Origin of the sequence: Pseudomonas sp. Q1, from assembly GCF_009935975.1 — a bacterium.
Lineage (GTDB): Bacteria > Pseudomonadota > Gammaproteobacteria > Pseudomonadales > Pseudomonadaceae > Aquipseudomonas > Aquipseudomonas palleroniana.
The window spans coordinates 250,673-271,070 of sequence record NZ_QODI01000003.1 but is presented as its reverse complement, the minus strand read 5'-3'; the positions used below and the strand labels follow the sequence as shown (position 1 = coordinate 271,070).

Here is a 20,398-nt window from a genome sequence, read left to right as displayed (position 1 = left end):
GGCCAAACCTATGAGCGAGTTGTTGTCCTCAGTCAGTGAACACCTCCTGGCACCCGGTGGCGTGACCATCGAAAGCTTGCAAACCGTGCTGGGCGATCTGGCCGGGCCGGGCATCGACGCAGCCGACCTGTATTTCCAGGGGCAGATTTCCGAGTCGTGGGCTCTTGAAGACGGCATCGTCAAGGAAGGCAGCTTCAACCTGGACCAAGGGGTCGGCGTGCGCGCGCAATCGGGTGAGAAGACCGGTTTTGCTTACAGCAACGCAATCACCCTGGAAGCCCTGGGCCTGGCGGCCCGTGCGGCGCGTTCGATCTCTCGTGCCGGTCAAAACGGCACGGTACAGGCGTTCAGCACCCAGGATGTGGCGCAGCTCTACGCACCGGATAACCCTTTGGAAGTCATCAGTCGTGCAGAAAAGGTTGAGCTGCTCAAGCGTGTCGACGCGGCCACCCGAGCCCTGGACCCGCGCATTCAGCAGGTGACCGTGAGCATGGCCGGTGTGTGGGAGCGCGTCCTGGTGGCGTCCACCGATGGTGGGCTGGCGGCGGATGTGCGGCCGTTGGTACGTTTCAATGTCAGCGTGATCGTCGAGCAGAACGGCCGTCGCGAGCGCGGCGGCCATGGCGGCGGCGGGCGTACCGACTACCGCTATTTCCTGGCTGACGACCGTGCCATGGGCTACGCCCGGGAAGCGCTGCGCCAGGCATTGGTCAACCTGGAGGCCATTCCGGCACCAGCGGGGACTTTGCCGGTGGTACTGGGTTCGGGTTGGTCCGGTGTTTTGCTGCACGAAGCGGTGGGCCATGGGCTGGAAGGCGACTTCAACCGTAAGGGTAGCTCCGCCTACAGCGGACGCATGGGCGAGAGGGTGGCTTCCAAACTATGCACCATCGTCGATGACGGCACCCTAGCCGGCCGCCGTGGCTCGCTGAGTGTTGATGATGAAGGTACACCGACCGAGTGCACCACCCTGATCGAGAACGGCGTACTCAAAGGCTATATGCAAGACAAACTCAACGCGCGCCTGATGGGTGTGGCACGTACCGGCAACGGCCGCCGCGAATCCTATGCGCACCTGCCGATGCCGCGCATGACCAATACCTACATGCTGGGGGGCGAAAGCGACCCGGCGGAAATCATCGCTTCGGTGAAACGCGGGATCTACTGCGCCAACCTCGGCGGCGGCCAGGTGGATATCACCAGCGGCAAGTTTGTGTTTTCCACCAGCGAGGCGTACCTGATCGAGGACGGCAAGATTACCGCGCCGGTCAAGGGGGCGACGTTGATTGGTAACGGGCCGGAGGCCATGAGCAAGGTGTCGATGGTCGGTAATGACCTGTCGCTGGACAGTGGCGTCGGTACGTGCGGGAAGGACGGGCAGTCGGTGCCGGTGGGTGTCGGCCAGCCCACGCTGAAAATTGATGCGATTACCGTCGGGGGTACGGGGTCGTAAGCCGGGGAGCTTCGGGTGGCGAAGGTCGCCACCCGGGGAAGAGGATCAGCGCAGGCCGCGCTGCGTCTCGTCCAGCTCACGGATGTACTTGAAGATTTTACGGCTGGTGGCCGGCGCCTTGTTGTGCGCCAGTTCGTGTTGGGCCTGACGGATCAGGGAACGCAGTTGCTGGCGATCCGCTTCCGGGTAGTCCACCACGAATTTCTCCAGCACGGCGTCGTCGCCCGATATCAGGCGGTCACGCCAACGTTCCAGGTTATGGAAGCGTTCGTTGTACTGGCGAGTGGAGGCATCGGTTTGATCAAGCAAGGCCAGAATCGCGTCAGTATCCTGATCGCGCATCAGCCTGCCGATAAACGCGATATGCCGTTTACGCGCGATATTCGCGGTGTGCTTGGGCGCATCCGCCAGCGCCCGGCGCATTTCGTCGGTCAGTGGCAGTTTCGCAATCAAGTCTTTCTTGAGCGTTGTAAGGCGCTCGCCAAGGTCAACCAGAGCATGCAGCTCGCGTTTGACCTGGGATTTGCTTTTCTCCCCATCGAGGGAGTCGTCGTAAGAATCAACCATGGTGGCAGTCCGCAAAGAAACGCCGCCATGATAACCAGTCGGGGGCCGCTTGTCCGGCCCGGTCGCTCGATGGCCTTAACCGAAAGCAGAATTTGAGTGGAGAAAACCATGAGTGCAGCCCAAAGCGTCGGTCCGCAAGCTTTACCGGCACTGCAGGAACAAGTCGAGCAGATCCTTGCCGAGGCCAAGCGCCAGGGGGCCAGCGCCTGTGAGGTGGCGGTGTCGCTGGAGCAAGGGCTGTCTACGTCGGTGCGTCAGCGCGAAGTGGAAACCGTCGAGTTCAACCGCGACCAGGGTTTTGGTATTACTTTGTATGTGGGGCAACGCAAGGGCTCGGCCAGCACGTCGGCCAGCGGCCCGGAGGCGATTCGCGAGACCGTCGCGGCTGCCTTGGCCATCGCCAAGCACACCTCTGAAGATGAAAGCTCGGGGTTGGCCGACAAAGCGTTGATGGCTAAGGACTTGAAGGATTTCGACCTGTTCCATGCCTGGGATATCACGCCTGAGCAAGCGATCGAGCAGGCGCTGAAGTGCGAAGCGGCTGCGTTTGACGCTGATGCCCGCATCAAGAACGCCGATGGCACCACCTTGAGTACGCATCAGGGCTGCCGCGTTTACGGTAACAGCCACGGTTTTATCGGTGGTTACGCGTCCACCCGTCATAGTTTGAGCTGCGTGATGATCGCCGAAGCCAATGGCCAGATGCAGCGTGATTACTGGTACGACGTGAATCGCCAGGGCGATCTGCTGGCGGACCCGGTCAGCATCGGCCAGCGCGCTGCACAACGCGCTGCCAGCCGGTTGGGTGCGCGCCCGGTGCCGACCTGTGAAGTGCCGGTGCTGTTTTCGGCGGAACTGGCTGGGGGGTTGTTCAGCAGTTTCCTGGGGGCGATTTCCGGCGGCAACCTGTACCGCAAGTCCTCGTTCCTTGAAGGCGCAATCGGCCAGAAGTTGTTCCCTGAGTGGATGACCATCGACGAGCGCCCTCACCTGATGCGTGCCATGGGCAGTTCGGCGTTCGACGGTGATGGCCTTGCGACGTATGCCAAGCCGTTTGTCGAGAAGGGCGAGCTGGTGTCCTACGTGCTGGGCACTTACGCCGGGCGTAAGCTTGGCTTGCCGAGTACTGCCAACTCCGGTGGCGTGCATAACCTGTTTGTGACTCACGGTGCCGAAGACCAGGCTGCCTTGCTGCGTCGTATGGGCCGGGGCCTGCTGGTGACCGAGTTGATGGGCCATGGTTTGAATATGGTGACGGGTGATTACTCTCGCGGCGCGGCGGGTTTCTGGGTGGAAAACGGTGAGATTCAGTTCGCCGTTCAGGAAGTGACCATCGCCGGCAATATGCGCGACATGTTCAAGCAGATCGTGGCAGTGGGTAATGACTTGGAGCTGCGCAGCAATATTCGCACGGGGTCGGTACTGATCGAGCGGATGACCGTCGCCGGCAGCTGATCACACAGCGCTTCATAAAAAAGCACGCCATCCCGAAGATGGCGTGCTTTTTTTTGGCTATGTAAAAGTCGAACTGAATTTCTCGGCTTGTTTTGATTCTTAATATCATTTAATAATGAATATCATTATCGAGCGAGCGTAGATCATGAGTTCTGTCCTGCATGAGGATCCGTACCTGGAAAGCTGGCGCTGGATGAGCCGTCAGATCCGCTGCGGCCTCGATCCCAATGAGCCTCGCCTGATCGAACATTACCTCAACGAAGGTCGATACCTGGCGTGCTGCACTGCGACCCATCCGTGGACGATCGCCGAAACCTCATTCCGTCTCTTGATCGACACCGCCAGTGATATCGCCTTGCCATGGCACTGGCGATCCCTGTGCCTGGATCAGGCATGGCGCCCATTGCGTGACCTGGAAAAACTCTCCCGCTGCGCCTGCCGCCTCAAGCGCTGGCAGACCTTTGCCTGGCAGTTGGCGACCTGCCAATTGCTGCCATCACTTTCTCACTCTGACCTGGTGCAAGGATCTAACGATGAGTAACACCCGTATCGAACGCGACAGCATGGGCGAACTTCAAGTACCTGCCGACGCGCTGTATGGCGCGCAGACCCAGCGCGCGGTGAACAACTTTCCGATCAGTCACCAGCGCATGCCGGCGCAATTCATTCGAGCCTTGATCCTGGCCAAGGTGGCTGCCGCCAAGGTCAATGTCGACCTCAAACAGATCAGCGAAGCACAGGGCAAGGCCATCGTCGATGCCGCCCAAGGCTTGCTCGAAGGTGATTTCATGCCGCACTTCCCGGTGGATATCTTCCAGACCGGGTCCGGCACCAGTTCCAACATGAATGCCAATGAAGTGATTGCAACTCTGGCCACCCGCTTGCTCGGTGAGGTAGTCAACCCCAACGATCATGTCAACTGCGGCCAGAGCAGCAACGACATCATCCCGACCACTATCCATGTCAGCGCCGCGTTGGTGCTGCATGAGCAAACGTTGCCAGCCCTGCTGCATCTGGTTCAGGTGATCGAGCAAAAGGCCGAAGCCGTCCATCCCTTCATCAAGACCGGCCGCACCCACCTGATGGACGCCATGCCGGTGCGCATGAGCCAGGTGCTCAACGGCTGGGCGCAGCAACTCAAGGCCAATATCGGGCATTTGCAGGACTTGCTGCCAAGCTTGCAGGCCCTGGCTCAAGGAGGCACGGCTGTCGGCACCGGGATCAACGCACACCCGGAGTTCGCTGCACGTTTCAGCCAGCAACTGAGTGGTTTGACCGGCGTGAAATTCACGCCGGGCAAGAACCTGTTTGCCCTGATCGGTTCCCAGGACACTGCCGTCGCCGTTTCCGGTCAATTGAAAGCCACCGCCGTCTCACTGATGAAAATCGCCAACGACCTGCGTTGGATGAACTCCGGTCCCCTCGCCGGGCTCGGTGAAATCGAACTGGAAGGGCTGCAGCCGGGCTCCTCGATCATGCCGGGCAAGGTCAACCCGGTGATCCCGGAGGCGACCGCCATGGTGGCCGCGCAAGTGATTGGCAATGACTCAGTGATTACCGTCGCCGGCCAGTCGGGCAACTTCGAGCTGAACGTGATGCTGCCGATCATCGCCCAGAACCTGCTCAGCAGCCTTGAATTGCTGGCCAATTCCAGCCGATTGCTGGCGGACAAGGCTATCGCCAGCTTCAAGGTCAATGAGGCCAAGCTCAAGGAAGCGCTGTCACGCAATCCAATCCTGGTCACCGCGCTCAACCCGATCATTGGTTACCAGAAGGCCGCCGAAATCGCCAAAAAAGCCTATCAACAAGGCCGGCCGGTGATTGACGTAGCCCTTGAACACACTGACTTGCCCCGTAGTCAGCTGGAAATGCTGCTGGACCCGGAAAAACTCACGGCCGGCGGCGTGTAATCACCGACTCTGCTTTGGAGGATCACCATGGAGCACTGGAAACGCACGATCGAACGCGCCAATCGCTGCTTTATGCAGGGTGAGTTAGTCGACGCTCGCGAGGCCTATTTGCAAGCCCTGGCCCTGGCTCAAGTGCTGTTTGAGCGCTGGGCGGACGCCGAAGAAGCAGTGGCGGCCTGCGTCATTTCCCATCACAACCTGGCAGATCTGCACCTGCGCCTGAACCAGCCGGAAGAAAGCGCGGAATACCTCTGCGCCATTCACCAACGCCTGTTGCAGACCCTGCAGGACCCGCGTCTGAGCCCGCAGTTGCGCGAGGCGGCGCTGCGCCAGAGCAGCAAGACCTATGTCGAGTTGTTGAATTTCATCAGCGATCACGGTGAATACCCACGTACTCATCGCTTGTTGGGCGGCGCTGCGACGCAACCGGATGCGTCGACCCGCAACAACCCTTATTACGGAGCGCATTGATATGACCTACACCTTGCCTGCCTTGCCTTATGCCTACGATGCCCTCGAGCCGCATATCGATGCACAGACCATGGAAATTCACTACACCAAGCATCACCAGACTTATATCAACAACCTCAACGCGGCGGTTGACGGGACTGAGTTCGCGGGCTGGCCGGTAGAGAAACTGGTGTCCAGCGTCCAGCAATTGCCTGAAACACTGCGCGCGGCAGTGATCAATCAGGGCGGCGGTCATGCCAACCACTCGCTGTTCTGGGCAGTGATGTCACCCAAGGGCGGCGGCCAGCCCGAGGGTGTGCTGGGCCGGGCTATCGACGAGCAATTGGGCGGCTTTGAGCGTTTCAAGGAAGCCTTTACCAAAGCCGCGCTGACCCGTTTCGGCAGTGGCTGGGCCTGGCTCAGTGTCACTCCAGGCAAGACCCTGGTGGTGGAGAGCAGCGGCAATCAGGACAGCCCGTTGATGAGCGGCAATACGCCGATCCTCGGGCTGGATGTCTGGGAGCACGCCTACTACCTGCAGTATCAGAACCGTCGCCCGGAATACATCAATGCCTTCTACAGCGTCATCAACTGGCCGGAAGTCGCCGCTCGTTATCAGGCTGCCTTGGCCTGACACTCGCCTCCCTATAACAAGATCCAAGGGTGACCAATGGGCACTGAAACACTGACGATCGGCAGCGGGCGCCTGTTTCGCTATGCGTTTGGCTCGCTGCTGCTATTGGCAGGTACTGCGTTGCTGGTGGCCCATGGGCTGGCCTGGCTGGGCCTGGAACCACGCATTCTGCGTGCCCTGCAGGGCGGGGCGATCTGTGCGCTTGGCACGGCGTTGGGGGCGGTCCCGGTGCTGGTGATTCGGCGCATGCCGGTCGCACTGAGTGATTCCCTGCTGGGATTTGGTGCGGGGGTGATGTTGGCGGCGACCGCGTTCTCGTTGGTCGTGCCGGGTATCTCTGCCGCCCAGAACCTCGGGTTATCGCCCTGGGGCGCGAGCGGATTGATCAGCTTCGGCATCATGCTGGGTGCTTTCTGGCTGTATCTGGTTGATCGCAAGGTTGCTGGTGCCAGCCCCGAAATATTGGTGGGGACACCGGACAAGCCGGTAATCCCGCCGCGTATCTGGCTATTTGTGTTCGCGATCATTGCCCACAACATTCCGGAAGGTATGGCGGTGGGCGTCTCCGCTGGGGGTGGCGTACCCGATGCCGACAGTTTGGCCATGGGCATTGCCCTGCAGGACGTGCCTGAAGGTCTGGTGATAGCGCTGGTATTAGCGGGGGCAGGGATGTCACGGTTCAAGGCATTCTTGATCGGTGCTGCATCCGGGTTGGTCGAGCCTGTCTTTGCCGTGCTTTGCGCATGGCTGGTAAGCCTGGCCGAGGTGCTGTTGCCATTGGGGCTGGCGTTGGCCGCCGGTGCGATGTTGCTGGTGGTAACCCATGAAGTGATCCCCGAATCGAGGCGCAATGGTCACGAAAAGCTCGCCAGCCTGGGGCTGTGTATCGGGTTTTGCCTGATGATGGTCATGGATACTGCGTTGGGGTGAAGCCGTTTCAGCTCCACGCAGTTTTCAACGGGTGGGTTTACTCACCCTCATCAAAGTAGTTGTTGATCAACTTCACCAAGGCGTCCATCGCTTCCTGTTCCTGCTCGCCTTCCGTCTTCAGGTGGATCCGGGTGCCCTTGCCGGCAGCCAGCATCATCATGGCCATGATGCTTTTGCCATCGACCATCGATTCCGGGGTGCGGCCGGCGCGAATCTGGCAGGGGAACTGCCCGGCAACGCCGACGAATTTGGCGGAAGCCCGGGCGTGCAAGCCGAGCTTGTTGATGATTTCAATTTCCAGAGCGGGCATCGCGGGGGTGTTCCTTTCAGCTAAGGTCGCGGTGGCGAACCTGGACGTTCTTGAGGGTGTGTTGCAAAACCTGGCCCAGTCGTTCGGTCAAATAGACAGAGCGGTGATGGCCGCCGGTGCAACCAATGGCAATCGTGACATAGGCCCGATTGCTCGCGGCGAAGCGCGGCAACCATTTGAGCAGGTAAGTAGAGATATCCTGGAACATATCCTCTACATCCGGCTGTGCTGCAAGGTAGTCGATAACGGGTTGATCCAGCCCGGACTGGTCGCGCAGTTCTGGCTTCCAGTAGGGGTTAGGCAAGCAGCGGACATCGAACACCAGGTCGGCGTCCACCGGCATGCCGCGCTTGAAGCCGAACGACTCCACGAGAAACGCGGTGCCGGGCTCGGGCTGGTTCAACAGGCGCAGCTTGATCGCGTCGCGTAGTTGGTACAGGTTGAGGCTGGTGGTGTTGATCTTCAGGTCGGCGAGGTCAATGATCGGCCCCAGCAACGTGGTTTCGTCCTCAATGGCTTCAGCCAGAGATCGATGTGGGCTGCTGAGCGGATGACGTCGACGGGTTTCCGAGAAGCGTTTGAGCAGCGTCTCTTCGTCGGCATCCAGATACAGCACGTCGCAATGAATGTGCTTGGCGCGTACTTCCTCGAGCAACTCCGGGAAGCGGGAGAGGTGGCTGGGCAGGTTGCGGGCGTCAATCGATACGGCCACCAACGGCTGCGCCAGTTCGGTATGGATCAACGCACGTTCCGCCAATTCAGGCAGCAGACCGGCGGGTAAGTTGTCGATGCAATAAAAACCGTTGTCCTCAAGAACATTGAGGGCGGTGCTTTTACCTGAGCCGGAACGGCCGCTGACGATGATCAAACGCATGATTACTGCCCGTTTTGTTCATCCAGGACAACCTGATAGAGCGCCTCGTTGCTGCTGGCGCTGCGTAGTTTGTCGCGTACTTCCTTGCGGTCGAGCATGCTGGCGATCTGCCGAAGCAGTTCCAGGTGTGCGTCGGTGGCGGCCTGTGGGACCAGTAGCACGAACAGCAGGTCGACCGGGGCGCCGTCGATGGCGTCGAAATCGATGGGCGCTTCCAGGTGCAGCAGGGCGCTCACGGGCGCTTCACAACCTTTGAGGCGGCAGTGCGGAATGGCGATGCCATTGCCAAAACCGGTAGAGCCGAGTTTTTCACGGGCAATCAACGCGTCGAAGACATCCTGCATCTCCAGATCCGGCACTTCACGGCTGATCAGGTTGGCAATTTGTTCGAGGGCTTTTTTCTTGCTGCCGCCCGGCACGTTCACAAGGGAACGGCCGGGGGTCAGGATGGTTTCAAGTCGGATCATGGGAGGGGAGTTAGCGACCTGTACCTTGCATCAGGTGCAGATTCTTTTCCTTATGCTTTATGAGTTGGCGGTCGAGCTTGTCGTAGAGCGAGTCGATCGCCGCGTACATGTCTTCATGTTCCGCATTGGCGACGAGCTTGGCATTCGGTACGTGCAGGGTGGCCTCGATTTTCTGCTTGAGCTTATCGACCTCCATGATGACCTGCACGTTGGTGATCTTGTCAAAATGCCCCGCAAGCTTGTTCAGCTTGCTTTCGGTGTATTCACGCAGGGGTTTGGTGACTTCCAGCTGGTGTCCACTGATGTTGACTTGCATACAGCTTCTCCTTCGTTGCCAGTGCATAAAGCGGCAGGCCGGGGTGCCTGCCACTGGAACGCTGTGGCCCGCCCGTCACATCAAACGCTTACGCTCGCTGGAAGGCGCGATCCCGAGGGACTCGCGGTACTTGGCGACGGTTCGACGGGCGACCTGAATGCCTTGTGCCTCCAGTAAACCAGCGATCTTACTGTCACTCAATGGCTTTTTCTGATTTTCCGCGGCAACCAGTTTTTTGATGATCGCGCGGATTGCCGTGGACGAGCATTCGCCGCCTTCGGAGGTGCTGACGTGGCTTGAGAAAAAGTATTTCAACTCATAAATACCCCGGGGGGTATGCATGAATTTTTGCGTGGTTACCCGGGAAATCGTCGACTCGTGCATGCCCACTGCTTCGGCGATATCGTGCAACACAAGCGGTTTCATCGCTTCGTCGCCATACTCCAGGAAGCCGCGCTGATGCTCGACGATCTGGGTGGCCACTTTCATCAGGGTTTCGTTGCGGCTTTGCAGGCTCTTGATGAACCAGCGGGCTTCCTGCAGTTGGTTGCGCATGAAGGTGTTGTCGGCGCTGGTATCGGCGCGGCGCACAAAGCCTGCATATTGCGGGTTGACTCGCAGGCGCGGCACCGACTCCTGGTTCAGCTCGACGAGCCAGCGCTCATTGTCCTTGCGCACGATTACGTCGGGCACGACATACTCGGCTTCGCTGGACTCGATTTGTGAGCCTGGGCGCGGGTTGAGGCTCTGTACCAGCTCGATCACCTGGCGCAGGTCGTCTTCCTTGAGCTTCATGCGGCGCATCAGCTGGCTGTAGTCGCGGCTGCCCAGCAGGTCGATATAGTCGGTCACCAGGCGCTGGGCTTCGACCAGCCAGGGGGTCTTGGCGGGCAGCTGGCGCAGTTGCAACAGCAGGCACTCGCTGAGCGTACGGGCGCCAATGCCGGCGGGCTCGAACTGCTGGATGCGGTGCAGGACGGCTTCGATTTCGTCCAGTTCGATGTCCAGTTCCGGGTCGAATGCCTCGAGGATTTCATCAAGGGTTTCGTCCAGGTAGCCCTGGTTGTTGATGCAGTCGATCAGGGTGACGGCGATCAGGCGGTCGGTGTCGGACATCGGCGCCAGGTTCAACTGCCACAACAGATGGCTTTGCAGGCTCTCGCCGGCGGACGTGCGGGTGGTGAAGTCCCACTCGTCATCGTCGCTGCTGGGCAGGCTGCTGGCACTGGTCTGATAGACGTCTTCCCAGGCGGTATCCACTGGAAGCTCGTTGGGGATGCGTTCGTTCCATTCGCCGTCCTCGAGGTTGTCCACCGTAGGGGCGGTTTCCTGATAGGAGGGTTCCTGCACGTCGGAGTTGGGTTTTTGCTCGATGTTGTCGGCCAGCGGGTCCGTATTATCGAAGTCGTCGCCGTCTTCCTGGCGTTCGAGCATCGGATTGGACTCCAGGGCCTCCTGGATTTCCTGTTGCAGGTCCAGGGTCGACAATTGGAGCAGGCGGATGGCCTGTTGCAGCTGCGGTGTCATCGTCAGCTGCTGGCCCATTCTCAGGACTAGCGATGGTTTCATGGCAGGGGCTTAACACCTTATTCGCCGGCGCATTGCGCCATCCACGACAGGGCGCGTGAGCGCCAAACATAAGCAAATTATATGCCTGATATCGGGGGCTTTGCCTAGAGCGCGGTAACAATAAAAAGCCTGAGGTTTTTATTGACTACCGCGCGCATTGGCCAATAGCCGTGACACCGCGGTGTTTACAGGCGGAACTCGTGGCCCAGGTACACTTCCTTGACCAGTTCGTTGGCCAGGATGGTCGCGGAGTCACCTTCGGCGATCAGTTGGCCATCGTTGACGATATAGGCGGTTTCACAGATATCCAGCGTCTCGCGAACGTTGTGATCGGTGATCAGTACGCCGATGCCCTTGGCCTTGAGGTGGTGGATGATCTGTTTGATGTCGCCAACCGAGATCGGGTCGACGCCGGCAAACGGTTCGTCCAGCAGGATGAACTTCGGTGCGGTGGCCAGGGCGCGGGCGATCTCCACTCGGCGACGCTCACCACCGGACAGGCTCATGCCGAGGTTGTCGCGAATGTGGTTGATGTGGAATTCCTGCAGCAGGCTTTCCAGCTCTTTGCGGCGGCCATCACGGTCGAGTTCCTTGCGGGTCTCCAGAATCGCCATGATGTTGTCGGCCACCGACAGTTTGCGGAAGATCGACGCTTCCTGCGGAAGATAGCCGATGCCAGCCCGAGCACGACCGTGCATGGGCTGGTGGCTGACATCCAGGTCGTCGATCAGCACGCGACCCTGATCCGCCTGGACCAGGCCGACGATCATATAGAAGCAAGTAGTCTTGCCGGCACCGTTGGGGCCGAGCAGACCGACGATCTGGCCACTGTCGATCGACAAGCTGACGTCGCGCACGACCTGACGGCTTTTATAGGCCTTGGCCAGATGCTGGGCTTTCAGGGTTGCCATTACTCGGCCTTCTTCTTCGGCTGGATAACCATGTCGATACGCGGACGAGGTGCAGTGACCTTGTTGCCATTGGCACGACCGGCGTTGGCGATCTGTTTCACGGTGTCATAGGTGATTTTTTCACCTTCCGTGGAGTTGCCGTCGGTGCTGATCACTTTGGCCTGGTCGATCAAAATGATGCGGTTTTGCTGGGCGTGGTACTGGATGGTCTTGCCGTAGCCCTTCATCGGTCCCGGATCGGTCGCGGCTTGCTTCTGCTCGAAGTAAGCCAGGTTGCCCACCGAGGTCACCACGTCGATGTCGCCAGCGGGGGTGCGAGTGAGCGTCACCGTGTTGCCGGTGATTTTCATCGAGCCCTGGGTAATGATCACATCGCCCGTGTAGGTAGCAATGCCTTTCTTGTCGTCCAATTGGGCATCGTTGGCCTGAATATGGATCGGTTGGTTGCTATCGGTCGGCAGGGCCCAGGCGCTCACGCTTCCCAGTGCTGCGCCCAGACCGAGCAAAATAGGGAGGGTTTTAACGAGCCTCATACTGTCCTCTTACGTTCGATAGCAGGTGTATCCTGCTTTCTTTCAAATACGCTTTCATTCCCTTGCCAGTCGATACACCGCCAGCGCCGTCGATTCTAACGTCTTGCTCGGTCTGCGCATATTGCTGTTGTGGGAATACGGTCATGCGACTGCTGGTGATGATGGTGTCGCGCTTCTGTTCGTCGGTGCGCGCAATGCGCACCGAGTCGATCAACTCTACCTGGGTGCCGTCCGGGTTGACTTCGCCGCGCAGGCTCGTGACATGCCAAGGGAACTCGGTGCCACGGTACAGGTTCATGTCCGGGTTGGTCAGCAAAGTGACCTCGGACGCTTTCAAATGTTCGACCTTGTCCGCCGTCATCTCGTACTGCACCTTGCCGTCGGGCAGGAACTGCACGCTGTAGGCGTTGGTTGCGTAATAGTCGATAGCGCCTGCATCAACCTGCACGACAGGTTTGTCGAGGAAGCGCTCCGGGCTGATATTCCAGTAGCCCACCGCCAGGAAGATCGCGGCGATGACTCCGAATAACAGGAAGTTGCGAATCTTTTTGCTCAGCATAAAACGCTCTATAGGTAGGCGGCGTGGGCCGCTTCAAGACTGCCCTGGGCGCGCAGGATCAATTCGCAGAACTCGCGGGCGGCACCTTCACCGCCACGGGCAGTGGTGACGCCATGCGCGTGTTCACGCACAAAGGCTGCGGCGTTCGCGACGGCCATGCCCAGGCCCACCCGGCGAATGACCGGCAGGTCGGGCAGGTCATCGCCCAAGTAGGCGACCTGCTCATAGCTTAGGTTGAGTTGGCCAAGAAGCTCGTCCAGAACCACCAGTTTATCCTCACGGCCCTGATAGAGGTGAGGAATCCCCAGGTTTTGTGCGCGGCGTTCCACAACGGGTGTCTTTCGACCGCTGATAATCGCGGTTTGCACGCCCGCGGCCATCAACATTTTGATGCCTTGGCCATCAAGCGTGTTGAAAGTCTTGAATTCGCTGCCATCTTCGAGGAAATACAGGCGGCCATCGGTCAGCACGCCATCGACGTCGAAAATCGCCAGTTTGATGTTCTTGCCGCGTTGCAGCAGGTCGTCGGTCATTTACATCACTCCCGCACGCAGTAAGTCGTGCATGTTCAACGCGCCAATCGGGCGGTCGTCGCTGTCGACTACCACCAGCGCGCCGATCTTGTGGTCTTCCATGATCTTTAGGGCTTCGGCCGCGAGCATTTCCGGGCGAGCCGTCTTGCCGTGGGGCGTCATCACCGCATCGATGGTTGCGGTGTGGATATCAATGGTACGGTCCAGGGTTCGGCGCAGGTCGCCGTCGGTGAAGACTCCGGCCAGGCGTCCGTCGGTCTCCAGGATCACGGTCATGCCCAGGCCCTTGCGGGTCATCTCCATCAACGCGTCCTTGAGCAACGTGCCGCGTTGTACGTGGGGCAGTTCATCGCCGGCATGCATGACGTTTTCCACCTTCAGCAGCAGGCGACGGCCCAGGGCGCCGCCCGGGTGGGAGAACGCGAAGTCTTCAGCGGTAAAGCCGCGAGCCTCCAGCAGCGCTACGGCCAGGGCGTCGCCCATGACCAGGGCCGCGGTGGTCGAAGAGGTGGGAGCCAGGTTCAGTGGGCAGGCTTCATGGGCCACATGCACGTTCAAGTTGACTTCGGCAGCCTTGGCCAGCGTCGATTCCGGGTTGCCGGTGAGGCTGATCATCTTGATGCCCAGGCGCTTGATCAGCGGCAGCAAGGTCACGATTTCGTTGGTGGTGCCGGAGTTTGACAGCGCCAGGATGATGTCATCCTTGGTGATCATGCCCATGTCGCCATGGCTGGCTTCGGCCGGATGTACAAAAAACGCGGTGGTGCCGGTGCTTGCCAGTGTGGCGGCAATCTTGTTGCCGACATGGCCGGATTTGCCCATGCCGACCACGACAACGCGGCCCTTACTGGCCAGGATCATCTCGCAGGCACGCACGAAATCCGCGTCGATATGGGTCAGTAAACCTTCTACGGCTTCCAGTTCGAGGCGAATGGTACGTTGTGCGGATTCAATGAGGTCGCTGGATTGGCTCATGTCTGAAGTCGTATAGCCTGACGAAAAGTCGGCGATTATAGCGGTAATGATCAATTCCCTCACGCAAGTTCGTCAGGCTTTATTCGCTGAGCGCTTGAGATTCGTGCTCAGCAACGTTTTTTCCCTGTCGTGAATCTGAACAAGCGCTGTTCCGGCCTTGGGGGCGCTGTACCAGCAGTGATATAGTTCGCCGCCAGTTCGGTCCGCTCAGCCCATGTGGATAATTATTGCGCAGGCGTTGCTAACGAAAGTCGCATACCGGGTGTCTGAGTGAAAGGCTGCATCCCAAGGAGATTAGATGAGTGCCGATAACGCCTACGCGGTCGAGCTGAAGGGCCTTACCTTCAAGCGCGGGACGCGCAGCATCTTCAATAACGTCGATATTCGCATTCCCCGTGGCAAGGTCACGGGAATCATGGGGCCTTCCGGCTGTGGCAAAACCACCTTGTTGCGCCTGATGGGCATGCAATTGCGCCCCAGTGCCGGTGAAGTGTGGGTCAATGGCCAGAACCTTCCGACGCTGTCGCGCAGCGATCTGTTCGATGCGCGCAAGCACATGGGGGTGCTGTTCCAGAGCGGCGCGCTGTTTACCGACCTCGATGTTTTCGAAAACGTAGCGTTTCCGCTGCGGGTGCATACCCAGCTGTCCGACGAGATGATCCGTGACATCGTGTTGTTGAAACTGCAGGCCGTTGGCCTTCGTGGTGCCATCGACCTGATGCCCGACGAGTTGTCCGGCGGCATGAAACGCCGTGTCGCCCTTGCGCGGGCTATTGCCCTCGACCCACAGATCCTCATGTATGACGAGCCTTTCGTCGGCCAGGACCCCATCGCCATGGGCGTGCTGGTACGCCTGATCCGCTTGCTCAATGATGCGCTGGGGATCACCAGCATCGTGGTGTCCCACGATCTGGCCGAGACCGCGAGCATCGCTGACTACCTCTATGTAGTGGGTGATGGCCAGGTGCTGGGGCAGGGTACGCCGGAGGAGCTGATGAATGCCGATAACCCGCGTATCCGCCAGTTCATGACCGGCGATCCCGATGGCCCGGTGCCTTTTCACTTTCCGGCAGCGGACTACCGCTCAGATCTTCTGGGGAAGCGCTGATGCGCAAGACATCTCTTATCGAGAAGGTTCGCCTTTTCGGCCGCTCAGGCATCGACATCGTCGAAGTGCTGGGTCGCTCGACTATTTTCCTGTTTCACGCCTTGCTCGGTCGCGGCGGCATCGGCGGCGGCTTTGGGTTGCTGGTCAAACAGCTGCATGCGGTCGGCGTGATGTCCCTGGTGATCATCGTCGTCTCGGGCGTATTCATCGGCATGGTGCTGGCGTTGCAGGGCTTCAATATTCTTTCCAGCTACGGTTCGGAGCAGGCGGTAGGGCAGATGGTCGCCCTGACGCTGCTGCGTGAGCTTGGTCCGGTGGTCACCGCGTTGCTGTTCGCCGGGCGCGCCGGTTCGGCGCTGACTGCCGAGATCGGCAACATGAAGTCCACCGAGCAACTGTCCAGCCTGGAAATGATCGGCGTAGACCCGCTCAAATACATTGTTGCCCCGCGCCTGTGGGCCGGCTTCATTTCCCTTCCATTGCTGGCGATGATTTTCAGCGTGGTGGGTATCTGGGGCGGCTCTTGGGTGGCGGTGGACTGGCTGGGGGTCTATGACGGCTCCTACTGGGCCAACATGCAAAACAGCGTGACGTTCAGTGGCGATGTGCTCAACGGCATCATCAAGAGTATCGTTTTTGCCTTTGTAGTGACCTGGATCGCCGTATTCCAAGGCTACGACTGTGAGCCCACCTCAGAAGGGATCAGTCGCGCCACCACCAAGACCGTTGTGTACGCCTCGCTGGCCGTACTGGGCCTTGACTTCATTTTGACCGCCTTGATGTTTGGAGATTTCTGATGCAAAACCGCACTGTGGAAATCGGTGTCGGCCTTTTCTTGCTGGCTGGCATCCTGGCTTTACTGTTGCTGGCGCTGCGCGTCAGCGGCCTTTCGGCCAGCCCCACCGCCGATACTTATAAACTTTACGCATACTTTGACAATATCGCCGGTTTGACGGTCAGAGCTAAAGTGACCATGGCCGGTGTGACCATCGGCAAGGTCACGGCAATCGATCTGGATCGCGACAGCTTCACCGGTCGAGTGACCATGCAAGTGGATAAGAAGGTAGATAATCTGCCGACGGACTCCACTGCATCTATCCTCACTGCGGGTCTGCTGGGCGAAAAATACATCGGTATCAGCGTGGGCGGGGAAACAGCCCTGCTCAAGGATGGTTCGACAATCCACGACACACAGTCGTCGTTGGTGCTTGAAGACCTGATCGGTAAATTCCTGCTCAATACGGTCAATAAAGACGCCAAATGAGGAACCTGTTCATGATCTCTACCTTGCGACGCGGCCTGCTGGTACTGCTTGCAGCGCTGCCGCTGATGGCCAACGCGGCAGGTTCTGCGCACGATCTGGTGCAGGACACGACCAACAAGATGCTGGCTGACTTGAAAGCCAACAAAGAGCAATACAAACAAGACCCAAGCCAGTTCTACAACGCCCTGAACACTATTGTCGGGCCTGTGGTTGACGCCGAAGGCATTTCCAGAAGCATCATGACGGTCAAGTATTCGCGCAAGGCAACCCCAGCGCAGATGCAGACCTTCCAGGAAAACTTCAAGAGGGGCCTGTTCCAGTTCTACGGCAATGCGCTACTTGAGTACAACAATCAGGGCATTACCGTTGCTCCGGCCGGCGATGAGTCGGGCGACCGCACCAGCGTGAACATGAGCGTCAAAGGCAACAACGGCGCCGTCTACCCTGTGCAGTACACGCTGGAGAAGGTCAACGGCGAGTGGAAGCTGCGCAACGTGATCATCAACGGCATCAATATCGGCAAGCTGTTCCGTGACCAGTTCGCCGATGCCATGCAGCGCAACGGCAATGACCTGGACAAGACCATCAATGGTTGGGCGGGTGAAGTGGCCAAGGCCAAGGAAGCTTCCGATAAAGAAGCTGGGAAGTCCGCGCAATGACCGAGTCGGCTGTTCGTCTTGGCGATGCCGGCGAGCTGCTGCTCAGCGGCGTGCTGGACTACCGCACCGGGCCTGCGCTGCGCAAGCAGGGCCAGGCGTTGATCAAGTCCAGCACCGCGCCCGCTTTGGTGCTCGATTGCTCGGCGGTGACCAAGTCCAGCAGCGTCGGCTTGTCGTTGTTGCTGTGCTTCATGCGTGATGCCGAGGCTGCGAAAAAGCCTGTGAGTATCCGCGCGTTGCCCGAAGATATGCGTGAAATTGCCCAGGTCAGTGGCCTGACCGAGCTGTTGGCGCATCCTTAATAGCTATTATCAAGAAACCCCCCCGTCAGAGTCCTGCTATGCGGGGTTCGCAGGCGCGGGGCTTTTTTGTATGATGTGCGACCCGTGCGCACTGGGCGCCGATAGAGGTTGAGCATGCAGGCCCTAGAAGTTAAGAGCTTCCTTGAAGGAAAGCTGCCGGAAACGATCGTAGAAGTTGAAGGCGAAGGCTGCAATTTCCAGCTGAACGTGATTAGCGATGAACTGGCGGCATTGAGCCCGGTCAAGCGTCAACAGCAGATCTATGCCCATTTGAACCCGTGGATCACCGATGGCAGCATCCACGCGGTCACTATGAAATTTTTCAGCCGCGCGGCCTGGTCCGAGCGCACCTGAGCCCCCAAGGCGTCGAGATTCTTATGGATAAATTGATTATTACCGGTGGTGCCCGCCTTGATGGCGAGATTCGCATTTCCGGTGCGAAAAACTCCGCCTTGCCGATCCTGGCAGCGACCCTGCTGTGCGATGGCCCGGTGACTGTGGCCAACCTGCCGCACCTGCACGACATCACCACCATGATCGAACTGTTCGGTCGCATGGGTATCGAGCCGGTCATCGACGAGAAACTGGCGGTCGAAATCGACCCGCGCACCATCAAGACCCTGGTTGCCCCGTATGAATTGGTGAAAACCATGCGTGCGTCGATCCTGGTACTGGGCCCGATGGTTGCCCGTTTCGGCGAAGCCGAAGTGGCCCTGCCTGGCGGTTGTGCCATCGGTTCGCGCCCGGTTGACCTGCACATCCGTGGCCTTGAAGCCATGGGCGCGATCATCGACGTCGAAGGTGGCTACATCAAGGCCAAGGCGCCGGAAGGCGGCTTGCGTGGCGCCAACTTCTTCTTCGATACCGTCAGTGTGACCGGTACCGAGAACATCATGATGGCCGCTGCCCTGGCCAATGGCCGCAGCGTCCTGCAAAACGCCGCGCGTGAGCCGGAAGTGGTCGACCTGGCGAATTTCCTGATCGCCATGGGTGCCAACATCAGCGGCGCCGGCACCGACACCATTACCATCGACGGTGTGAAGCGTCTGCACTCGGCCACCTACAAAGTGATGCCGGACCGTATCGAAACCGGCACCTACCTGGTTGCCGCCGCCGTGACCGGTGGCCGCGTGAAGGTCAAGGACACCGATCCGACCATCCTCGAAGCCGTCCTGGAAAAACTCAAGGAAGCCGGTGCTGAAATCACCACCGGTGAAGACTGGATCGAGCTGGACATGCACGGCAAGCGAGCCAAAGCCGTTAACTTGCGCACTGCTCCTTACCCGGCGTTCCCGACTGACATGCAAGCGCAGTTCATCTCCTTGAACGCAATTGCCGAAGGCACGGGCGCCGTGATCGAGACCATCTTCGAAAACCGCTTCATGCACGTGTATGAGCTGCACCGCATGGGTGCCAAGATCCAGGTCGAGGGCAACACCGCTATCGTTACCGGCATCGATGAGCTCAAGGGCGCGCCGGTGATGGCGACCGACCTGCGTGCTTCGGCCAGCCTGGTGATTTCTGCACTGTGCGCCAAAGGCGACACCCTGATCGACCGCATCTACCACATAGACCGTGGCTACGAGTGCATCGAAGAGAAGCTGCAGATGCTCGGTGCGAAGATCCGCCGCGTACCGGGCTAGTCCGCTATCACTGTAGTGAGCGGGCTTGCCCCGCGCTGGGCTGCGAAGCGGCCCTAAAAATCTTGGGAGCGCTGCGCACTCCAGCGCGGGGCAAGCCCGCTCACTACAATGAAGTTTGCCGTTATTTCAAGTCGAGGCTGTAATGGCCTCGATCTGTGTCTGGCGCCGTTTGCGCCCGGACAGCAATAGCCTGATGAAGGACTGACGTTTCCCATGTTGACCATCGCACTGTCCAAGGGCCGCATCCTTGACGACACTTTGCCGCTTCTGGCTGAAGCGGGCATCGTGCCGACCGAGAATCCGGACAAGAGCCGCAAGCTGATCATCCCCACGACCCAGGACGACGTTCGCCTGTTGATCGTGCGGGCTACCGACGTGCCGACTTATGTTGAACATGGCGCGGCCGACCTCGGTGTCGCCGGTAAAGACGTGCTGATGGAATACGGCGGCCAGGGCCTGTACGAGCCGTTGGACCTGCGTATTGCCCTGTGCAAGCTGATGACTGCCGGTCGTGTCGGTGACGTCGAACCCAAGGGCCGCCTGCGGGTTGCCACCAAGTTCGTCAACGTTGCCAAGCGCTACTACGCCGAGCAGGGTCGTCAGGTCGACATCATCAAGCTCTACGGTTCGATGGAGTTGGCGCCGCTGATTGGCCTGGCCGACAAGATCATCGACGTCGTCGACACCGGCAACACCCTGCGTGCCAACGGCTTGGAACCCCAGGATTTCATTGCTGACATCAGCTCGCGCCTGATCGTCAACAAAGCTTCCATGAAAATGCAACACGCCCGTATTCAGGCGTTGATCGACACCCTGCGCAAGGCAGTGGAGTCTCGACACCGCGGTTGACCTACCCGCGCGGCCTTAGGTCGCGCCCGTCTATCCGCCTCATAGCCAGAATTCTCAGGTGCCCAAGCGGATCGACTGCTAACTTTCGGCGCCTGAGCATCTTTGCCAATCCTATGAGGCCCTCGCT

The 20,398-nt window shown here is 59.3% G+C and carries 26 protein-coding genes; 15 read left to right on the top strand and 11 right to left on the bottom strand.

From position 1 onward, the window contains the following. Positions 1 to 10 precede the first annotated feature (10 nt). Entirely contained in the window at positions 11 to 1,453 is a 1,443-nt protein-coding gene (gene tldD, locus DK870_RS06360; RefSeq protein ID WP_060754936.1) for a metalloprotease TldD, read from the top strand. 45 nt (positions 1,454 to 1,498) lie between these two features. Here the strand turns inward: tldD and yjgA are convergent, their stop codons facing one another. Then, positions 1,499 to 2,020: a ribosome biogenesis factor YjgA gene (gene yjgA, locus DK870_RS06355; protein ID WP_060754937.1), complete on the bottom strand. Its 522-nt coding sequence runs from the start codon at positions 2,018 to 2,020 to the stop codon at positions 1,499 to 1,501. A gap of 108 nt (positions 2,021 to 2,128) precedes the next feature. On the opposite strand from yjgA, the gene pmbA reads away from it, so the two are divergent. The 6 genes from pmbA (at position 2,129) to DK870_RS06325 (ending at position 7,399) form a co-directional block, all read left to right on the top strand. After that, a complete protein-coding gene (gene pmbA / locus DK870_RS06350) occupies positions 2,129 to 3,475 on the top strand; it encodes a metalloprotease PmbA (RefSeq protein ID WP_060754938.1) in 1,347 nt (448 codons plus the stop codon). Between the two features lie 145 nt (positions 3,476 to 3,620). After that, positions 3,621 to 4,016 carry a hypothetical protein gene (locus DK870_RS06345; RefSeq protein ID WP_060754939.1) on the top strand — a complete coding sequence of 132 codons (396 nt, stop codon included), beginning with the start codon at positions 3,621 to 3,623 and terminating at the stop codon, positions 4,014 to 4,016. Then, on the top strand, positions 4,009 to 5,385 hold the full coding sequence (locus tag DK870_RS06340; RefSeq protein ID WP_161548263.1) for a lyase family protein: 1,377 nt from the start codon (positions 4,009 to 4,011) through the stop codon (positions 5,383 to 5,385). Before DK870_RS06345 ends, DK870_RS06340 begins: the two co-directional genes overlap by 8 nt. Positions 5,386 to 5,412: 27 nt before the next feature. Beyond that, entirely contained in the window at positions 5,413 to 5,856 is a 444-nt protein-coding gene (locus DK870_RS06335; protein WP_060754941.1) for a hypothetical protein, read from the top strand. 1 nt (position 5,857) lies between these two features. Beyond that, on the top strand, positions 5,858 to 6,469 hold the full coding sequence (locus DK870_RS06330) for a superoxide dismutase (protein WP_060754942.1): 612 nt from the start codon (positions 5,858 to 5,860) through the stop codon (positions 6,467 to 6,469). A gap of 36 nt (positions 6,470 to 6,505) precedes the next feature. Then, a complete protein-coding gene (locus tag DK870_RS06325; protein ID WP_104995526.1) occupies positions 6,506 to 7,399 on the top strand; it encodes a ZIP family metal transporter in 894 nt (297 codons plus the stop codon). 37 nt (positions 7,400 to 7,436) lie between these two features. Here DK870_RS06325 and DK870_RS06320 read toward each other — a convergent pair whose 3' ends face one another. From DK870_RS06320 to DK870_RS06275, 10 genes are all read right to left on the bottom strand, one after another. Continuing rightward, complete coding sequence (locus DK870_RS06320; RefSeq protein WP_060754944.1) at positions 7,437 to 7,709, bottom strand: HPr family phosphocarrier protein; 273 nt, start codon at positions 7,707 to 7,709, stop codon at positions 7,437 to 7,439. Positions 7,710 to 7,725: 16 nt separating this feature from the next. Continuing rightward, positions 7,726 to 8,583, bottom strand: coding sequence for an RNase adapter RapZ (gene rapZ / locus DK870_RS06315; RefSeq protein WP_060754945.1), 858 nt, complete (start codon positions 8,581 to 8,583; stop codon positions 7,726 to 7,728). Between the two features lie 2 nt (positions 8,584 to 8,585). Then, a complete protein-coding gene (gene ptsN, locus DK870_RS06310; protein WP_060754946.1) occupies positions 8,586 to 9,050 on the bottom strand; it encodes a PTS IIA-like nitrogen regulatory protein PtsN in 465 nt (154 codons plus the stop codon). 10 nt (positions 9,051 to 9,060) lie between these two features. Further along, the gene (gene hpf / locus DK870_RS06305; RefSeq protein ID WP_003171804.1) at positions 9,061 to 9,366 is read right to left on the bottom strand and encodes a ribosome hibernation-promoting factor, HPF/YfiA family; all 306 of its coding nucleotides are present in this window, start codon (positions 9,364 to 9,366) and stop codon (positions 9,061 to 9,063) included. A gap of 75 nt (positions 9,367 to 9,441) precedes the next feature. Beyond that, positions 9,442 to 10,935, bottom strand: coding sequence for an RNA polymerase factor sigma-54 (locus tag DK870_RS06300; RefSeq protein ID WP_060754947.1), 1,494 nt, complete (start codon positions 10,933 to 10,935; stop codon positions 9,442 to 9,444). A gap of 185 nt (positions 10,936 to 11,120) precedes the next feature. Continuing rightward, positions 11,121 to 11,846, bottom strand: a complete 726-nt coding sequence (gene lptB, locus DK870_RS06295) for an LPS export ABC transporter ATP-binding protein (protein WP_003171806.1) — start codon at positions 11,844 to 11,846, stop codon at positions 11,121 to 11,123. Then, entirely contained in the window at positions 11,846 to 12,379 is a 534-nt protein-coding gene (gene lptA, locus DK870_RS06290; protein WP_104995527.1) for a lipopolysaccharide transport periplasmic protein LptA, read from the bottom strand. The genes lptB and lptA overlap by 1 nt, the downstream gene beginning before the upstream one ends. Next, entirely contained in the window at positions 12,366 to 12,938 is a 573-nt protein-coding gene (gene lptC / locus DK870_RS06285; protein WP_060754949.1) for an LPS export ABC transporter periplasmic protein LptC, read from the bottom strand. The genes lptA and lptC overlap by 14 nt, the downstream gene beginning before the upstream one ends. Before the next feature lie 8 nt (positions 12,939 to 12,946). After that, positions 12,947 to 13,471 (bottom strand): HAD family hydrolase, encoded by a 525-nt coding sequence (locus DK870_RS06280; protein WP_090366741.1) that lies wholly within the window; start codon positions 13,469 to 13,471, stop codon positions 12,947 to 12,949. Next, on the bottom strand, positions 13,472 to 14,446 hold the full coding sequence (locus DK870_RS06275) for a KpsF/GutQ family sugar-phosphate isomerase (RefSeq protein ID WP_104995528.1): 975 nt from the start codon (positions 14,444 to 14,446) through the stop codon (positions 13,472 to 13,474). Between the two features lie 298 nt (positions 14,447 to 14,744). On the opposite strand from DK870_RS06275, the gene DK870_RS06270 reads away from it, so the two are divergent. The 8 genes from DK870_RS06270 (at position 14,745) to hisG (ending at position 20,271) form a co-directional block, all read left to right on the top strand. After that, the gene (locus DK870_RS06270; RefSeq protein ID WP_003171811.1) at positions 14,745 to 15,554 is read left to right on the top strand and encodes an ATP-binding cassette domain-containing protein; all 810 of its coding nucleotides are present in this window, start codon (positions 14,745 to 14,747) and stop codon (positions 15,552 to 15,554) included. Beyond that, a complete protein-coding gene (mlaE, locus tag DK870_RS06265) occupies positions 15,554 to 16,351 on the top strand; it encodes a lipid asymmetry maintenance ABC transporter permease subunit MlaE (protein ID WP_060754952.1) in 798 nt (265 codons plus the stop codon). Before DK870_RS06270 ends, mlaE begins: the two co-directional genes overlap by 1 nt. Next, positions 16,351 to 16,818, top strand: a complete 468-nt coding sequence (mlaD, locus tag DK870_RS06260) for an outer membrane lipid asymmetry maintenance protein MlaD (RefSeq protein WP_010170575.1) — start codon at positions 16,351 to 16,353, stop codon at positions 16,816 to 16,818. Before mlaE ends, mlaD begins: the two co-directional genes overlap by 1 nt. A gap of 11 nt (positions 16,819 to 16,829) precedes the next feature. Then, positions 16,830 to 17,477 (top strand): phospholipid-binding protein MlaC, encoded by a 648-nt coding sequence (locus tag DK870_RS06255; protein WP_090366737.1) that lies wholly within the window; start codon positions 16,830 to 16,832, stop codon positions 17,475 to 17,477. Next, on the top strand, positions 17,474 to 17,779 hold the full coding sequence (locus DK870_RS06250; RefSeq protein ID WP_060754954.1) for a lipid asymmetry maintenance protein MlaB: 306 nt from the start codon (positions 17,474 to 17,476) through the stop codon (positions 17,777 to 17,779). Before DK870_RS06255 ends, DK870_RS06250 begins: the two co-directional genes overlap by 4 nt. Positions 17,780 to 17,893: 114 nt before the next feature. Next, entirely contained in the window at positions 17,894 to 18,133 is a 240-nt protein-coding gene (locus DK870_RS06245) for a BolA family protein (protein ID WP_060754955.1), read from the top strand. Positions 18,134 to 18,156: 23 nt separating this feature from the next. Continuing rightward, positions 18,157 to 19,422 (top strand): UDP-N-acetylglucosamine 1-carboxyvinyltransferase, encoded by a 1,266-nt coding sequence (murA, locus tag DK870_RS06240; protein WP_060754956.1) that lies wholly within the window; start codon positions 18,157 to 18,159, stop codon positions 19,420 to 19,422. Between the two features lie 213 nt (positions 19,423 to 19,635). Then, positions 19,636 to 20,271: an ATP phosphoribosyltransferase gene (gene hisG, locus DK870_RS06235; RefSeq protein ID WP_003188599.1), complete on the top strand. Its 636-nt coding sequence runs from the start codon at positions 19,636 to 19,638 to the stop codon at positions 20,269 to 20,271. The last annotated feature ends 127 nt before the right edge of the window (positions 20,272 to 20,398 follow it).

What these genes read in the sequence shown, in the direction of transcription:
- tldD (WP_060754936.1), top strand. Translation starts at nt 11, where the DNA reads ATGAGCGAGTTGTTGTCCTCAGTCAGTGAACACCTCCTGGCACCCGGT.
- yjgA (WP_060754937.1), bottom strand. Translation starts at nt 2,020, where the DNA reads ATGGTTGATTCTTACGACGACTCCCTCGATGGGGAGAAAAGCAAATCC.
- pmbA (WP_060754938.1), top strand. Translation starts at nt 2,129, where the DNA reads ATGAGTGCAGCCCAAAGCGTCGGTCCGCAAGCTTTACCGGCACTGCAG.
- DK870_RS06345 (WP_060754939.1), top strand. Translation starts at nt 3,621, where the DNA reads ATGAGTTCTGTCCTGCATGAGGATCCGTACCTGGAAAGCTGGCGCTGG.
- DK870_RS06340 (WP_161548263.1), top strand. Translation starts at nt 4,009, where the DNA reads ATGAGTAACACCCGTATCGAACGCGACAGCATGGGCGAACTTCAAGTA.
- DK870_RS06335 (WP_060754941.1), top strand. Translation starts at nt 5,413, where the DNA reads ATGGAGCACTGGAAACGCACGATCGAACGCGCCAATCGCTGCTTTATG.
- DK870_RS06330 (WP_060754942.1), top strand. Translation starts at nt 5,858, where the DNA reads ATGACCTACACCTTGCCTGCCTTGCCTTATGCCTACGATGCCCTCGAG.
- DK870_RS06325 (WP_104995526.1), top strand. Translation starts at nt 6,506, where the DNA reads ATGGGCACTGAAACACTGACGATCGGCAGCGGGCGCCTGTTTCGCTAT.
- DK870_RS06320 (WP_060754944.1), bottom strand. Translation starts at nt 7,709, where the DNA reads ATGCCCGCTCTGGAAATTGAAATCATCAACAAGCTCGGCTTGCACGCC.
- rapZ (WP_060754945.1), bottom strand. Translation starts at nt 8,583, where the DNA reads ATGCGTTTGATCATCGTCAGCGGCCGTTCCGGCTCAGGTAAAAGCACC.
- ptsN (WP_060754946.1), bottom strand. Translation starts at nt 9,050, where the DNA reads ATGATCCGACTTGAAACCATCCTGACCCCCGGCCGTTCCCTTGTGAAC.
- hpf (WP_003171804.1), bottom strand. Translation starts at nt 9,366, where the DNA reads ATGCAAGTCAACATCAGTGGACACCAGCTGGAAGTCACCAAACCCCTG.
- DK870_RS06300 (WP_060754947.1), bottom strand. Translation starts at nt 10,935, where the DNA reads ATGAAACCATCGCTAGTCCTGAGAATGGGCCAGCAGCTGACGATGACA.
- lptB (WP_003171806.1), bottom strand. Translation starts at nt 11,846, where the DNA reads ATGGCAACCCTGAAAGCCCAGCATCTGGCCAAGGCCTATAAAAGCCGT.
- lptA (WP_104995527.1), bottom strand. Translation starts at nt 12,379, where the DNA reads ATGAGGCTCGTTAAAACCCTCCCTATTTTGCTCGGTCTGGGCGCAGCA.
- lptC (WP_060754949.1), bottom strand. Translation starts at nt 12,938, where the DNA reads ATGCTGAGCAAAAAGATTCGCAACTTCCTGTTATTCGGAGTCATCGCC.
- DK870_RS06280 (WP_090366741.1), bottom strand. Translation starts at nt 13,471, where the DNA reads ATGACCGACGACCTGCTGCAACGCGGCAAGAACATCAAACTGGCGATT.
- DK870_RS06275 (WP_104995528.1), bottom strand. Translation starts at nt 14,446, where the DNA reads ATGAGCCAATCCAGCGACCTCATTGAATCCGCACAACGTACCATTCGC.
- DK870_RS06270 (WP_003171811.1), top strand. Translation starts at nt 14,745, where the DNA reads ATGAGTGCCGATAACGCCTACGCGGTCGAGCTGAAGGGCCTTACCTTC.
- mlaE (WP_060754952.1), top strand. Translation starts at nt 15,554, where the DNA reads ATGCGCAAGACATCTCTTATCGAGAAGGTTCGCCTTTTCGGCCGCTCA.
- mlaD (WP_010170575.1), top strand. Translation starts at nt 16,351, where the DNA reads ATGCAAAACCGCACTGTGGAAATCGGTGTCGGCCTTTTCTTGCTGGCT.
- DK870_RS06255 (WP_090366737.1), top strand. Translation starts at nt 16,830, where the DNA reads ATGATCTCTACCTTGCGACGCGGCCTGCTGGTACTGCTTGCAGCGCTG.
- DK870_RS06250 (WP_060754954.1), top strand. Translation starts at nt 17,474, where the DNA reads ATGACCGAGTCGGCTGTTCGTCTTGGCGATGCCGGCGAGCTGCTGCTC.
- DK870_RS06245 (WP_060754955.1), top strand. Translation starts at nt 17,894, where the DNA reads ATGCAGGCCCTAGAAGTTAAGAGCTTCCTTGAAGGAAAGCTGCCGGAA.
- murA (WP_060754956.1), top strand. Translation starts at nt 18,157, where the DNA reads ATGGATAAATTGATTATTACCGGTGGTGCCCGCCTTGATGGCGAGATT.
- hisG (WP_003188599.1), top strand. Translation starts at nt 19,636, where the DNA reads ATGTTGACCATCGCACTGTCCAAGGGCCGCATCCTTGACGACACTTTG.